Raw genomic sequence first — 14,887 nt, forward strand, 5'->3', positions numbered from 1 at the left:
ACGCGCCTACGATGGCGATCCCACCGCGCCCCTGATCCGCCGTGACACACAACGACCCGCTCTTTCATTTCAGCGCGCCTTGGTTCGAGCTGGGCGTCGTCACACCGGCGCAGTTGCAAGGGTTCCGAAAGGAATGGAGCGAGGGCGACGATCATTCCCCTGAACACTACCGCTGGCGCGCGTTCACCGCGTTCCTCGACGAACGTCGACCTCTCGCTCCCGACACGGTGGCGGCGCTGTATTCGCTCGGCGCCGCGGACGTCGACCGCGCCATGGGAGAGGCGATGATGCACCGCCTGGTGGAGTTGCCCGAATGTCCCGAGCACGTGGTCTCGGCGGCGGAAAGTTCCGGCGTCCCGCACTTGACCAAGGCTGCCGCCCGGCATCGCGCCACGATCAAGTCGAGCTGAGCCTCCACCCAAGCTGACAACGACGCTTCGAACACCGACATCAACCGTGCTTGCCGTTAGGTCACGTGCTGTCGGCGCCGTGCATGGACGGACCTCCCAGGTTCGCAGCGCTCTGCGGCTCGCGGTTACCCGCCCTGTGTCCCATCCATCGATATGCTCGCCAGCGAGGCGCTTCGGCTTGAGGTTGGACCTCGATGTAGTCCGCCGGCCTACGCTCCTGCGCGCCCGGCTGAAGCCTATCGGAAGCGATTGGATTGCGTTATCTTGATGATCAAGATAAATGCGAGGCGCCTACGATGGCTATGGATCCCATCCTCGTCAGCCTGTCCCTGACGACCCTCGCCGCCGGCGCACTTCTCGGCGGCGGCGCTTACGAAGTGCGGGTGGTCGATCCGGTCTGGCCGCGTCGGATCGACATCGTCCAGCCCCGTCGCGGCGGCATGTCGCGCGCCCGCTTCTGGATTCCCGCGCACGTCGTGTTTGAACTACTGCTGGTTGCATCGCTGGTTCAGGCGTGGGCGTCGCCGCAGGTCAGGATGTGGTTACTCGTGAGTCTGGCGAGCCACGCCGCGATGCGACTGTGGTCCGCGATCGACTTCATTCCCAAGGCGCTGGCGTTCGAACGCGGCGACGCCGCGGCAGAGAGCGAGGAGTCGATCAGGGACTGGATCAGGCGCAGCAAATGGCGTTTGCCCTTAGACTGGGCCACCTGCGGCGCGTTGCTCGTCGCCTTGTCCCAAGCCGGCGGCGCCTCGTGACCCGGCATCGATCGCTCGAATTTATTCATGGCCAAGCAAAGCAAGATCTCGCCGCCCGCGAGCCCATCCTTGGTTGAGCACGTGGGGCTGTGCGTAAGGAAAATGGGCGCGCAGAGCGTTCTGACCAGTCAGGCGATCGCGCAGATCTTTGAAATGCACACCACCGATCTGGAAGTTCTCGATCTGATCTTCCTGCAGAAGCAGGTGACCGCTGGACAACTTGCGGAAGCGACGGGCTTGTCGACGGGATCGGTCACGGCCTTGATCGATCGCCTTGCGAAAGCGGGTTATGTGGAGAGAACCGCTTGCGCGCAGGACCGGCGCAGGGTTTTGGTGTCGGTATGTCCCGGTGCGATCGAGCCAATCAAGTTGGCGTATATGAATATGAAACGACGCATGTCGGCATTGTGGTCGAACTACTCGGCGAGCGAGCTCGAACTCGTTTGCGATTTTCTGACCCGGAGCACGGCGCTCCAGGTTGAGTGCGTCGCCACGATTCGCACCGATAACGCTGTCGATCGCTCAACCAGGAAGGCGCCGCGCAAGCGGTGATGCGCGACCTGCGGTGCAACGCAGAAGCTGTTTGGGCTTGCCTGGCGGACGACGGGGGGTGGAGCGCCTACGCAGCGCTGGGACGCTGCCCATAGACAGGCTCAAGGAAACCCATGAGCGCTGGTGACCGAGTGCTTGAGCCGTTGGCGGTGTTGTTTCGAGAGGGGCGCGATGGCGCCATCGACTCCCCGGCCGAGCCTGCCGGCCTCATTGGCCGGCAGGTTTCCTGCCTCAGCTCCCGCTGCGCTCAGGCATCGCCGAGGAATGGTGGTGGGCGATCAGCCACTGCCCGTTCGTCCATTCGTAGACGTAGGTGTAACGCGCATGGACCGTCTTGCCGTCGGCGAACTTGAACGTGTAGGTGCCCAGGTCCTGGGCCACGTTGCAGCCGATCTTGATGATCCGCTCGTCGATCTTGCCCTGCGGTTTGCTCTTGAGGAATTTGACGAAGTAATCGCGGATCGCCGCAGGCGTCGTGCGCGGCTGGTTGGAGACCGTGGCCAACAGCACGCCGTCGGGCGCGTAGTTGGCGGCCACCTTGGCCGGATCGCCGGTGCGCAGCGAAGCGTTCCAACGATCGAACAGCGATGCGACTTGGCGCTCGTCGACCGCTTCGCACGCCGGCGCCGGAGCGGCATGGGCGGTCGTCGGAGCCACGGCCGACAATACGCCCAACAACATAAGGGGAGCGAAAACAATGGCTTTCACGGCTTTCATCGAGCGACCTCTCTTTCATGGACGATCAAGGCGCCTTCGGCGCAGCACCGCCCGCTGCGGTGCGTGATCCATGCTGGCCGCGGAAGATGAAGCGGCCTTCCGGGTTTCGATGAAGTCCCGCTGCGATGAAGATTAAAAACAGATGAAAGCGCGCGCTATCGCGCTCAGGGCTCGGAATCGAGCCGGTAGCCCAGGCCCCGGACGGTCTTGATGAGGGGCAAGGCATGGCCTTCGTCGATCTTGCTGCGCAAGCGGCGAACGTAGACATCGACGATGTTGGTCAGCGGATCCTCGTTGGCGCCCCAGACGTTGGCCAAAATGCGCTCGCGGCTGTAGACCCTGCCCGGCGCGCTCATCAACAGCTCCAGGAACGCCAGTTCCTTCGCCGTCAACGCGATCGGGCGCCCCGCCCGACTCGCTTGCATGCGCTCGCGATCGAGCTCCAGATCGCCTACCTGCAAAGTCGTCACCCGAGTCCGCTGCTCGCGTCCGCGCCGCATCAGGGCTTCGATCCGGGCCAGCAATTCCTCGAAGGCGAACGGCTTGGTGAGGTAATCGTCGGCTCCCAGGCGCAGCCCGGTCACGCGATCGCTGATGTCGCTCAGCGAGGTCAGCATCAGCACCGGCACGTGGTTGCGCTCGGCCCGCAGGATCTGGCACAGCTCCAATCCGTTGATGCCGGGCAGCATCAGATCCAGCAGCAACAGCGCCGGCTCGCCGGTCCTGGCCAACTGCAGCCCCTCCGGCCCGGTGCGCGCGAGTTGGACTCGATAACCCTCGGCGCGCAGGCCGCGCACCAGGAAATCGGCGACGCGGGCGTCGTCCTCGATGATCAGGATGTTCATGCCATGTCCGGCAGGGAGTCGGCGCCGGCGGCGCCGGGAAATTCGATCCGGACCCGCGTGCCCTGCCCTGGCGCGCTGTCCACGACGATGCGGCCTTGGTGCGCGTGGATGATCGCCTGGGCAATGGAGAGCCCGATGCCGGTTCCGTCCGCGCGGTGGGCGCGGGCCCGCCGACCGCGGACGAAGCGCTCGAACACCTGCGGCAACTCGTCGCCGTCGATGCCGATGCCCTGGTCCTCGATCTCGATCCGCACCGCGTCGGGCAGCGCCTGCCCGCTCAAGCGCACCCGTCCACCGCGCGACGAATAGCGCACGGCGTTGTCCAGGACGATGGTCAACGCCTGCCGCAGCCGGTCGGCATCGGCCGAGACGATCGCGTCGTGCGCCTGCGGCGTCAGATCCAGCCCCACCTCGACCTCGTGTTCGGCGCCCAAAGCGCGCGCCACCTCGGCGACGTCGCGCAACAAGTCGCCCAGGCCGACCGGCTCGCGCTGGATCGCCAGCGAATCGGCCTCGGCCTTGGCGATCAACAGCAGGTCGTTGATCCGGCCGGTCAAATGCTGGGTGTCGTCGATGATGCGCCGCAGCGCCTGCCGATAGTCCTCGAGCGGCTTGTCGCCGCCGCGCAGGGCGACCTCGGCCTCCCCGCGGATCGCCGTAGTCGGTGTGCGCAACTCGTGCCCGAGGTCGGCGAACAACTGGCGGCGGCGCAAGTCGATGCGCTGCAAGGCCTCGTGCGCGTTGCGCAGCTCGGCCGTGCGCGACTGCACGGCGTCTTCCAGGCGTCGCCGCGCCGCGTCGGCGTCGTTGCGGTGCTGTTGCAGCTCTGCGGCCATGGCGTTGAACCCGGCGGCGACGCGGTCGAACTCGTCGCCCGATCCGGTCGGCACCCGGTGATCCAGAGAGCCCGCCTGCAGCGCCTTGGCGCCGGCCAGCAAACGGTCCAGCGGTCGCTGCAAGCGCCGATGCAAGTGCAGCGACAGGACGATCGCCGCCAGCAGCGCCAGCCCTGCCATGCTGACCGCTTGCGCACGCACCCGGTCCAGGCCCCGTTCGGTGGCCTGGCGGGCCGTATGCACGGCGCCACGCTGCCGCTCGATGGCGCCGTTGATCAACTCGCGCAGGTCGCGGCCGCGCGACAGGTCGAAGACCTGGTTCAGCCCGCGCCAGACCCCGGCGAAATCGGCGTTCGGCGGCAACGGCTCCAGCCGTTCCAGCGCCTGCTCGACCGCCGCGATGTTGTCGCCGAGCAAGTCGGCGGTCGAAGCCAACTGCTCGACTTCGGCGGGAACCGGTGTGCCTTCGCGGGCCGAGATCGCATCCCACAGCACGCGGTCCCTGCGCACCAGTTGCTGCAGCGTCGCGGCGCTTTCCTGCATGCGCGCCAGCAAACGGTCGCGGACCTGCGGCGGCGCTTCCGCGTTCATCAGTCGCTGCGAGGCCCATACCCGCAACCGCTGTTTGTTCGCCGACAGCGCCAGCAGCTCCGACAGGATGTCGCTGGCGAGGCGGCTGTGCTGCGCGTAATCGTTGACCCGGTTGGCGCCCCAGTAAACGAAGCCCGCTTGCACGCAAACGAGCACCACGAGGAGCCCGAAGGACAGGGAGAGCCGGAGACGAAACACGGGACGAGCCGAAAGTAAGGGCACGACATCGTGGCTTAGGCCGCAAGCGCCTGTCCAGCCAGCGCCCGCGCCCGAGTCGCACCCTGGCGCTGCCGCGTCGGGTCACGGCGCCGGCGCAGCCGGCCGGCACGACCCGGTACGCCGCGGCCCGATCTGGGCGGTTCCGACCCCATACCCGCAAGTGCCTGTCGCGCGCCGCTTCAACGTCGCACGTGGAACCCGGCGCCGTCCCGCAGGGCGAGCACCTCGGCCTCGCCGACCGGGTTGAAGTCGCCCGGCAGCGAGTGCTTCAAACCGGCCGCGGCCAGAGCGAAACCCAGTGCGTCGGGATCGCTCATGCCGCGCAGCGTCGCGTGCAACAAACCCGCCGCGAACGCATCGCCTGCGCCGATACGATCGACGATCGACGCCAACTCCAGCGGGCGCGTTTCCACCCAACTGCCGTCCCGGCGCACCAGGACGGCGGACAGGGTGTGGTGATCGACGTTGCGTTGCGCCCGGCGCGTGCAAGCCAGCGTCTGCAAGTGAGGAAACGCCTGGAACGCGCGCGACGCCGCGAGCGAGAGCCGCTCGGTCTCGTCGGGGGCTCCGGACGGCTCGTGGCCGAGCACTACGTCGATATCGCGGTGGTCCGCCAGCAACATGTCCGCCTCGGCCATCAGTTGACGCAGCACCGGCGCCGGATCGATCTGGCGCCTCTCCCACAAGGAGGCGCGGAAGTTCCCGTCGAAGCAGACCTTGACGCCCAACTGGCGCGCGGTGCGGGCTCCGGCCAACGCTGCGTCGGCCGCCGCTTGTCCGACCGCTGGAGTGACTCCGGACAGGTGCAGCCAAGCGCTCCCGCGCAGGAGCGTCGGCCAATCGTAGTCGTCGCTCCGGGCACGCTCGAAAGCGGAACCGGACCGGTCGTAGAGCACCCGGCTCGGCCGCTGCAGCGCGCCGGTTTCCAGGAAATAGAGCCCCATCCGTCCCGGCGCGCGCAGGACGGCGCTGGTGTCGACGCCGTGCCGGCGCAGCTCGCCCAGCGCGGCGCCGCCCAACTCGTTGTCGGCGACCACGCTGGCGAACACGGCCTCGTGCCCCAACTGCGCCAACGACACCGCCACGTTGGCCTCCGCGCCGCCCACGTGCACGTCCAGCTGAGGACGTTGCAGCAAACGCTCCCGCCCCGGCGCCCCCAGGCGCAGCAGCAGCTCGCCAAAACACACCACCCGAACCTTCATACCGCCTCCCAGCGGAGGCACGACCGCCAGCGCCCCGCCCGGTGACCGAGGGGGACAGCGGTCGTTGCGCACCGCAGCATGCTGTTCCTGAATCGTTTTGCTAGGGTTTTGACCAGCGGTGTCATTCCGCTTCGACGACACGTTATCAGGCGCAGCAAACCCGTCAAGGCCGTCACAGCAACGACCTGGCACCTTTGGAGAGGGGGAGAGGAATGCAAGTGCAGTCCCATGTTCGTAAGACACCGGTTTCCCTGATCGCGGGGGCGATCGTCCTGGCCTTGTCGATGCCGAGCCAGGCGCAGCAGGCTCAAGCGGCGCCCCCGCCCCCGCCCTCGCCCTCGCCAGGCGCGCAGGACGAGGCCAAAAACCTCGACGCCGTGGTGGTGACCGGCTTTCGCGCCAGCCTGCAAAAGGCGCTGGATATCAAGCGCGAGGAGGTGGGCGTGGTCGACGCCATCGTTGCCGAGGACATCGCCGACTTCCCCGACCTCAACCTGGCTGAGTCGCTCCAGCGCATCCCAGGCGTGTCCATCGCCCGCGACGCCGGCGAGGGCCGCCAGATCTCGGTGCGTGGCCTGGGGCCGGATTTCACCCGCGTGCGCATCAACGGCATGGAAGCGCTGACCACCACCGGCGGCACCGACAGCTCCGGCGGCGCCAACCGCGGCCGCGGCTTCGACTTCAACGTGTTCGCCTCCGAGCTGTTCAACAGCCTCAAGGTGCGCAAGACGGCCGCGGCCGAGGTCGAGGAGGGCTCGCTCGGCGCCACCGTCGACCTGCAAACCGCGCGCCCGTTCGACTACGACGGCCTGACCTTCGTGGCCGGCGGCCAGTTGGGCTACAACGACCTGTCCAAGGACAGCGACCCGCGCGCGACCGCGCTGATCAGCAACACCTGGGCCGACGGCCGCTTCGGCGCCCTGCTCTCGGTCGCCTACACCGATCGCCGGCTCACCGAGGAGGGCCACAGCACGGTGCGCTGGGACAACGGCCCCAGCAGCGGCGGCTTTGCCGCCAGCTCGCCGTTCGCCGCGGCGCGCCTGCCCACCACCTTCCACCCGCGCATCCCGCGCTACGGCGTGATGGAGCACGAGCAGGAACGCCTGGGCGTGACCGCAGCCCTGCAGTTCAAACCCGGCGAACGCACCCAGCTCGGGCTGGACCTGCTGTACGCCAAGTTCGACGCCACCCGCACCGAGAACTTCCTCAACGGGCTGTCCTTCAGCCGCACCGGCACCGGCAAGCCGCAGACCGTGGTGCTCGACGGCGAGATCGACGGGCGCGGCAACCTGGTCTACGGCCGCTTCAACAACGTCGACGTGCGCTCGGAAGCCCGCTACGACGAGTTGACCACGAAGTTCACCCAGGCGAACTTCTACGGCGAACACAAGTTCAGCGACGACTTCGCCCTCAGCGGCCAGATCGGCCGGGCCAAGTCCGAGTTCGACAACCCGATCCAAACCACGGTCACGCTCGACCGCACCAACGCCCAAGGCTACGTCTACGACTACCGCGGCAACAGCCGCTTGCCGGTGATCGACAACGGCTTCGACGTCAACGATCCCAACGCCTGGAGCTTCGCCAACGGGCTGTCGGAGATCCGCCTGCGACCGCAGTATTCCGACAACACCTTCGACAACCGCCAGCTCGACTTCCGCTGGACGCTCGCGCCGGGGTACAAGCTCAAGGGCGGCATCCAGTCGAAAAAATACGAGTTCTCCAGCCGAGAACTGCGCCGCCAGTCGGAAGTGCTGGTGCCCAACCTGCCCGCGGGCACCAACCTGGCCGACCTGACGAAACGCATCTCCTTGCAAGGCACGCATGTGGGCGGCGGCAACGACTCCAGTTGGCTCATCCCCGACATCAACGCCTTCAACCGGTTGTTCGGCATCTACAGCAACACCGGCATGTTCGCGCTCTCGCCCGACGTGGCCAGCGCCCGCGGCAACAACCGCAGCGTCGAAGAAAAAGACCTGGGCTACTACCTGCAGCTGGACTTTTCCACCCAACTCGGCGAGATCCCGTTCAGCGGCAACGTCGGCGTGCGCCACGTCAAAACCAAGCAATCGTCCACCGGCTTCGCTCTGGCCGGCAGCACGCCGGTGCTGACCACCGTGGGCCGCGATTACAGCGACACCCTGCCCTCGCTGAACCTGGTCGCCGACATCACGCCCGACTTCTTGATCCGCTTCGGCGCCTCCAAGGTGATGTCGCGGCCGGGCCTGGGCAACTTGACCCCGGGCGTGACGGTCAGCGTCAGCGGCGGCAACCGCACCGTCTCCGGCGGCAATCCCTTGCTCGAGCCGTTCCGCGCCAAGACCTACGACTTGGGCTTCGAATGGTATTTCGCAGAAGAGTCGATGCTCGGCCTGGGCCTGTTCTACAAAGACATCGACACCTTCGTGCAGACCTCGCGCGAGATCCGGCCCTACAACACCTCCGGCTTGCCCGACGACCTGCTCGCCGGCACCGGCGCGCTGCCGACCGACGACTTCCAGTTCAACATCCCGGTCAACACCCCGGGCGGCAAGTTGCGCGGCTTGGAGTTGAGCTACCAGCAGCCCTTCCATTTCCTGCCCGGCATCTGGCACGACTTTGGTGTGCAGTTCAACTACACCTACGTCGACTCGAAGATCCAATACGTCACCGCAAGCGGGGCGTCGTCGCTGAAAACCGACCTGGTCGGGCTCTCGAAGAACGCTTACAACGCCACTTTGTATTACGAGGGCAAGCGCTTCGGCGCGCGCGTGTCGGCGGCGTACCGCGACGACTACCTGACCACGGTGCCGGGCCGCAACAACGCCGACGTCGAAGGCACCAAGGGCACGACCAGCATCGATATGTCCGCTTCGTGGAAGATCAACGACCGGCTGGAGCTGACCTTGGAAGGGTTGAACCTCACGGACGAATACAACGATCAGTGGGTCGACTCGACCGGCGATCGGGTGTCGGTCTATCACCACACCGGCCGGCAATACTTCCTCGGCATGCGCTTCAAGCTCTGAAGCTCCCGCGTCGGACAGCCACCATCGTGCGTGGTGGCCGTCCGGCGAAGTCGCTCCGGTGCGACGTCCCCACCGCCGCGCCGGAGCGGCGAACTTGGAGATCCGCCATGCGCGTTGCGATGTTCCTGGCCCTGTGGTGGTCGTTCGCCGCGTCGGGCGCCGCGCCCACGGTGTTCTTAGCCGGGGACTCGACTTTGGCCGCCAAGCGCCCCGAAAAGCGCCCCGAAACCGGCTGGGGCGAAGCGCTCGCGCCTGCGTTCAAGCCGGGCGTGCGGATCGACAACCGCGCGATGAACGGCCGCAGCACGCGCACCTTCGTGGAAGAAGGCCGGTGGGCGGAGCTCTTGGCCGCCTTGCGTCCTGGCGATCACGTGCTCATCCAGTTCGGGCACAACGATCAGTCTTGCGAGAAGCCCGATCGCTACACCCCAGCGGGCGATTTCCGGCGGAACTTGGCGACGTTCGTGCACCAGGTGCGCGAACGCGACGCCGTGGCGGTGCTGATCACCCCGGTGGCGCGCCGGCGGTTCGACGCTCAGGGACATGCTCAGCCCAGCCATGGCGATTACCCGGCGTTGGTCCGCGCGGTCGCCGCTGAGGAACGCGTGCCGCTGATCGACTTGGAGCGGCGCAGCATGGCCTTGTTCGATCGGGCGGGCCTGACCGCTTCGCGGCGTTGGTTTCTCTGGCTCGCGCCGGGCGAGCACGCGAACTACCCCGCGGGCATCGAAGACAACACCCATTTCTCGTCGGAAGGCGCGCGGTGCATGGCGGCGGAAGTCGCTGCGGGCTTGCGCGAGCTGGCGTTGCCGTTGAACCCGTGGCTCGCGAACGATCCGCTGCCTCGCTGCGACGCGTCCCGATAACCGCGCCGACCGGTCAGAACGTCCCCCGCTGCACGAACGGCGCTTGCTCGTACAGACGCCGCTCGCCGCCGCGTGGATCCAGGACCACCCGCGACACCCGGTCGAACACCAAGGTCGCCCGCTGGTCCAACGCGTAGGTGGGCCATGCCGGCAAGCCCGGATGGTTCGGGTCGCCGTGGCGCGCGAACGCCAACAAGGTGTCGCTCATCGTCGCCGCCATCGCCCTCGCCCCTTCGCCGTCGCCGGAGCGCGCCGCCGGCTGGGCCGTGTTGTCGAAGACCAAGGGGATGTCGAGGGTGTGCATCGCCCCCCAGCGCCCGCCGTCCAGCGGTGAGGGCCAGTCCAGTTGATACACCCAGGTCGGGGCGCCCTGACGCGCCCGCGCTTCCGCCTCCAACACCGCCGCTCGCCACGAGCGTCCCGCGGTGGTCGCGGCGAAGAACACCTGCGTGGGCGAGTAGTCGGGGTAGAGACGGCGGTATTCGGCGATCACCTGCGCCACGGGCAGGTCCACATACTGGTGGTCGCGCAGCTTGTCCGGCAGACGGTCCCAGCTCAGTGCCAGGTTCTCCGGATCGCGCGCCAGAAACGCACGCGTTTCGTCGCGGGTGTTGCCGATCAGCATCGGGATCGCCGCCGATTGCGCCGGCGCCTCGGGATGAAACGGGTGCCGATACAGGCTGCGCGCGTCCAGCACCGGTCCGAAATACAGCGCGGTGTCCTCGATGCGCGAAAAATCGCGCGTCGAGATCGCTTGGATCAGCCGCTCCAACGGCAGGCTGCGAAGGCGCTGCACCTGATCGGGCCCCAACCCCAACGCGTCGAGGAACCGTTGGGCGCGCTGCGCGGCCGCCCGCGGGCCGGCCGCGGTCACCTGCTGGCCGCTCATGGTCATCGCGCGGTGGAACAGCCCTTGCGCGGCGGGCATCGCCATCAACGTGGCGATCTTGGCGCCGCCGCCGGACTGGCCGAACACGGTGACGTTCCCAGGATCGCCGCCGAACTCGGTCGCGTGCTCGCGCACCCAACGCAACGCTTGGATCAAGTCGAGCTGGCCCACGTTGCCCGACCACGCCCAGTCGGGATCGCCGAATGGGGCCAGATACAGGTAGCCGAACGCGTTGAGCCGGTGGTTGACGGTGACCACGACCACGTCGCCGCGGCGGCACAGGTTCGCGCCGTCGTAAAGCGGCTCCCCGCCCGAACCGCTGTCGTAACCGCCGCCGTGGACGTAGACCAACACCGGGCGCGCCGCGCCGTCGCGAACGCCCGGGGTGAACACGTTCACCCGCAAGCAGTCTTCCGACATCGGCCCTGCGGTGGCGCGCTGCGGTGCGATGGGTCCGACCTGGAGCGCGTCGCGCACGTCCGCCCATGGCGCCTCGCGCCGCGGCGGCTGGAACCGGGCCGACGCGGTGTCGGCGCCGTAGGGCAACCCTTTGAACACCCGCACCCCGCTGTCCAGGTAGCCGCGCGCCCGCCCGCTGCGGGTCGTCGCGACGGGCGACGCGGCGCCCCAGCCGCACAGCGGCGCAGCGGCCGACGCCGCCAGCAGCGCTTTCAGCGCCCGGCGCCTGGAAGGCTCGTGCATGCTCGCTTCAGCGCAGCGGCGCGCGCCGCGGCAAGGGCTTGAGCGGCTCCATCGTCGCCAGATCCCAGTCCTGCGGCACGAACGCCTGACGGGTTTCCGCTGGCTTGGGATAGCCGCCGACCTCGTCCTCGCTGTCGATGATCTTGCCGCGCCCTTCGATCGCGTTGGCCAGGATGCGCCGGTCGATGTCGTCCCGGTCCCAGGGGCGCGCGCCCGCCGTGGCGATCACCGCGTCTTGCACCTGCGCCGACGGCAGCAAGCTCACGCCGAACGGCAGCGGCGGCGGCGCCTTCATCGCTTGCAAGCGCAGCGGCGCGGTGGTGTAGCGCCCCGTGTCGGGCAGCGGCCGGCCGATGCGGTCCACCGCCAGGTTGTCTTCGAGGTAATGCTCGACGTCGCCAGATCCGCCCACCATGAAGAACGCCAGGGGCTCGGTGGACGGTCCAGCGCGCATCACGTTGCCGCGCATCACCATCTGCCCGCTCGAGTAGGGATGCCCCAGCCACTCCTCGGCGATCAGGTTGTAGTGCACGGCGCGTTGGCCCGGGTCGTAGATCAGGTTGTTGAGCACCTGCCCGCGCGCGCCGCCCTTGAACAGCGGGTTGCGCTCGTAGTTGTGCGCATACAGGTTGCCGACGATCAGCACGTCGTTGACGTGATCGTGGATGAGCGAGCCCTTGGAATGCTCGCCCTTGATGTGGGTCGAATGGGCCAATCCCTCGGCGATCAGGTTGTTGCTGAAGGTGATGCGACGCGACGCCGCCCGCATCCAGTCGGCCTCGCTTTCGCCGTAGAAGCGCGTGCTGGACGCGGACAAGTTCTCGTCCGTCGCCCACGTCAGCGAGCAATGGTCCACGATCACGTCGTGGGCGCCACGCACGGTGGTGATGGCGTCGAAATCCACCCCGGCCCCTCGCGGTAGGCCGGTGCTCCCCGGCCGCACCCGGATGTGGCGCACGACCACGTCATGCGCCGCGATGACCAGCCCGCCGCGGACGAAGGTGATGCCCGGTTGCGGCGCGGTCTGCCCGGCGATCGTCAGGTAAGGCTCGACGATGCGCAGCTCCTTGCGCTGCAAATCGATCGCCCCGCCGACCTCGAACACCACGATGCGCGGCCCTTTGGCGGCCACCGCTTCGGCGAACGAGCCGGGCCCCTCGGCGGCGAGCGTGGTGACCCGCAGCACCTTGCCGTCGCGGCCCCCGGGCGTGTGCGCGGCCCAGCCTTGCGCGCCGGGGAACGCCACCGGCTCCGGCGCCGGCGCGGCGCCCCCTGACGACGCGTGCAGCACCAGCCAAGCCAACACCAGACCACGCGCCGCGCGGCCCACGATCACATCGAAGCGCCCCATCCCGCCCTCCAGGTTTGGTTCCGAGGATACGGGTCCGATTGTCAATGACACCGGTTTCCTATACAACTCCCGCAACGCAGGTTTCGACAGGGGATCCGGGAACGCATGGTCAACCACCCTTCCGACCGACCGCACGTCGACATCGACGACGCCTGGGTCTTGATCGCCGAACGCTTGGTTCAAGCCAGGCGACTGGCCCTGGCGCTCCCCGACTACCCGGGGGTCCAGCCAAAAACCCTGGAACAGGGTTACCGCGTGCAAGATCGAGCGATCGAACTGTGGTCGCAACCGGTGGCGGGGTGGAAGGTCGGCAAGGTGCCGGACGCCTGGGAGCGCGAACTACGCGCCGACCGGTTGGTTGGCCCGATTTTCGAGGGTGCGGTGCAGCATGTCCCGGGGGGACAACAGGGGCGCTTCGCCGCGATCCGCGGAGGGTTCTCCGCCATCGAAGCGGAATACGTCTTCCGCCTAGGCGCCGACGCTCCGGCTGAGAAGACCGATTACGACGTTGTGAGCGCGGCCGTCTTGGCCGACGCGCTGTGCATCGGTATGGAACTCGCCGGCAGCCCCCTGCCCTTCATCAACGCATTGGGACCGCCGGTGGTGGTCTCCGACTTCGGCAACAACACGGGGTTGATCGTGGGGCCGCAGATCGGCGGCTGGCGCGATCTTGCTCAGGAGGATCTGGTCTGCGAGACCTTCATCGACGGCCTCAGCGTTGGCCGGGGCGGCGGCGCCAACCTGGCGGGAGGGCCGCTCGCCGCGCTGGCGTTCGCGTTGAACTGTTGCGCCCGCCGCGGCCACCCGCTGCGCAAAGGCATGTATGTGACCACGGGCGCCACCACCGGCATCCACGACATCCTGGCTGGGCAGCTCGGCCGGGTCGATTTCGGTCCGCACGGCGCGCTGGAATGCTCGGTCGTGCTCGCCCAACCGCAACGGGGACATGCGCGATGAGCACCCGACGTCAGTTCCTCGCCGGCGCGGCGGCCGGACTGTCCGCGGCGGCGGCCGGCAGTGCCTGGGCCCGCGATCCGAACCTGCTGACCGCCACCGACGTGCACGTCAAGGACTACCCCACCGTCGCCGCGGTCGAGTGGTTGGGGCGCGAGCTGCAAAGCGCGACCCAGGGCCGGCTGCGGATGCGCATGTATCACTCCGGGCAACTCGGTCGCGAAGCCGAGGCCATCGACATGGCCCGCTTCGGCGCGATCGACATCACCCGCGTTTACAGCGGCGCGCTCAACAACGCCTTCCCGCTGACCCAACTGCTGTCGCTGCCCTACACCTTCGACTCGGTCGCCCACCTGCGTCGCGCGCTCGACGGCGAGGTCGGCCGGCGGGTGCTCGACAGCTTCGCCAAACGCGATCTGGTCGGCTTGGCGTTCTACGACTGCGGCGCTCGCTGCTTCTACAACGTACGCCGCCCCATCGTTGAGCCGGCCGACATGCACGGCCTGAAGTTCCGCGTGCCGTCCTCCGACATTTTCATGCGCATGATCCGTATGCTCGGCGGCAACCCGACGCCGTTGGCCTACGGCGAAGTGTTCTCCGCCCTGCAAACCCACCTCATCGACGGCGCCGAGAACAACCTGCGCAGCTTCCATTCCAGCCGGCAGTTCGAAGCCGCCCGTTACTGGTCGCGCAGCGAGCATTCCTACGCCCCCGACGTGCTGCTGATGTCGCGCCAACGTTACGAGGCGCTGACGCCCAGCGACCAAGGCTTGCTGCACGAGATCGCACGAGCGTCCGTGCAGGTCATGCGCCAACGCTGGGATGAGTCCGAAGCGCAATCGCGGCAGGCGCTGCTCGACGCCGGCGTGCGCATGAACGATTGCGATCTGCCCGCGTTCCGCAAGGCCGTCGCGCCATTGCTCGACGACTACCACCGCGTGCCGGCGTTGGAAGCGCTCTACCGAACGATCCGATCCATGGCTTGAGGGA

The 14,887-nt window shown here is 67.8% G+C and carries 13 protein-coding genes; 7 read left to right on the forward strand and 6 right to left on the reverse strand.

The annotated features are described in order from the left end of the window. Window positions 1-41 precede the first annotated feature (41 nt). From J5226_RS16790 to J5226_RS16800, 3 genes are all read left to right on the forward strand, one after another. Complete coding sequence (locus J5226_RS16790) at window positions 42-410, forward strand: hypothetical protein (protein ID WP_215835578.1); 369 nt, start codon at window positions 42-44, stop codon at window positions 408-410. 302 nt (window positions 411-712) lie between these two features. Next, entirely contained in the window at window positions 713-1,168 is a 456-nt protein-coding gene (locus tag J5226_RS16795) for a hypothetical protein (protein ID WP_215835579.1), read from the forward strand. 27 nt (window positions 1,169-1,195) lie between these two features. Then, window positions 1,196-1,720 carry a MarR family transcriptional regulator gene (locus J5226_RS16800; protein WP_215835580.1) on the forward strand — a complete coding sequence of 175 codons (525 nt, stop codon included), beginning with the start codon at window positions 1,196-1,198 and terminating at the stop codon, window positions 1,718-1,720. 231 nt (window positions 1,721-1,951) lie between these two features. Here J5226_RS16800 and J5226_RS16805 read toward each other — a convergent pair whose 3' ends face one another. The 4 genes from J5226_RS16805 to J5226_RS16820 all read right to left on the reverse strand — a co-directional run bounded on the left by J5226_RS16805 (window position 1,952) and on the right by J5226_RS16820 (window position 6,130). After that, entirely contained in the window at window positions 1,952-2,377 is a 426-nt protein-coding gene (locus tag J5226_RS16805) for an SgcJ/EcaC family oxidoreductase (protein WP_255322829.1), read from the reverse strand. A 224-nt stretch (window positions 2,378-2,601) separates the two neighbouring features. Continuing rightward, entirely contained in the window at window positions 2,602-3,282 is a 681-nt protein-coding gene (locus J5226_RS16810; protein WP_215835582.1) for a response regulator transcription factor, read from the reverse strand. Continuing rightward, window positions 3,279-4,868, reverse strand: coding sequence for a HAMP domain-containing sensor histidine kinase (locus tag J5226_RS16815; protein WP_215835583.1), 1,590 nt, complete (start codon window positions 4,866-4,868; stop codon window positions 3,279-3,281). Before J5226_RS16815 ends, J5226_RS16810 begins: the two co-directional genes overlap by 4 nt. Before the next feature lie 239 nt (window positions 4,869-5,107). Then, window positions 5,108-6,130, reverse strand: coding sequence for a sugar kinase (locus J5226_RS16820; protein ID WP_215835584.1), 1,023 nt, complete (start codon window positions 6,128-6,130; stop codon window positions 5,108-5,110). A gap of 212 nt (window positions 6,131-6,342) precedes the next feature. Here J5226_RS16820 and J5226_RS16825 point away from each other — a divergent pair, with 212 nt between their 5' ends. Both J5226_RS16825 and J5226_RS16830 read left to right on the forward strand, forming a co-directional pair. Next, entirely contained in the window at window positions 6,343-9,135 is a 2,793-nt protein-coding gene (locus J5226_RS16825) for a TonB-dependent receptor (protein WP_215835585.1), read from the forward strand. A 107-nt stretch (window positions 9,136-9,242) separates the two neighbouring features. After that, window positions 9,243-10,001: a rhamnogalacturonan acetylesterase gene (locus tag J5226_RS16830; protein ID WP_215835586.1), complete on the forward strand. Its 759-nt coding sequence runs from the start codon at window positions 9,243-9,245 to the stop codon at window positions 9,999-10,001. Window positions 10,002-10,014: 13 nt separating this feature from the next. Here J5226_RS16830 and J5226_RS16835 read toward each other — a convergent pair whose 3' ends face one another. Both J5226_RS16835 and J5226_RS16840 read right to left on the reverse strand, forming a co-directional pair. After that, the gene (locus J5226_RS16835) at window positions 10,015-11,592 is read right to left on the reverse strand and encodes a carboxylesterase/lipase family protein (protein ID WP_215835587.1); all 1,578 of its coding nucleotides are present in this window, start codon (window positions 11,590-11,592) and stop codon (window positions 10,015-10,017) included. 7 nt (window positions 11,593-11,599) lie between these two features. Continuing rightward, window positions 11,600-12,943: a hypothetical protein gene (locus J5226_RS16840; protein ID WP_215835588.1), complete on the reverse strand. Its 1,344-nt coding sequence runs from the start codon at window positions 12,941-12,943 to the stop codon at window positions 11,600-11,602. Window positions 12,944-13,048: 105 nt separating this feature from the next. Between J5226_RS16840 and J5226_RS16845 the strand changes: the two genes are divergently transcribed. Together J5226_RS16845 and J5226_RS16850 are read left to right on the forward strand one after the other, a co-directional pair. Next, on the forward strand, window positions 13,049-13,900 hold the full coding sequence (locus J5226_RS16845) for a 2-keto-4-pentenoate hydratase (RefSeq protein ID WP_215835589.1): 852 nt from the start codon (window positions 13,049-13,051) through the stop codon (window positions 13,898-13,900). Beyond that, window positions 13,897-14,883 (forward strand): TRAP transporter substrate-binding protein, encoded by a 987-nt coding sequence (locus J5226_RS16850; protein ID WP_215835590.1) that lies wholly within the window; start codon window positions 13,897-13,899, stop codon window positions 14,881-14,883. Before J5226_RS16845 ends, J5226_RS16850 begins: the two co-directional genes overlap by 4 nt. Window positions 14,884-14,887: the final 4 nt, after the last annotated feature.

Origin of the sequence: Lysobacter sp. K5869 (assembly GCF_018847975.1) — a bacterium.
In the GTDB taxonomy this organism is placed as follows: Bacteria; Pseudomonadota; Gammaproteobacteria; order Xanthomonadales; family Xanthomonadaceae; genus Lysobacter.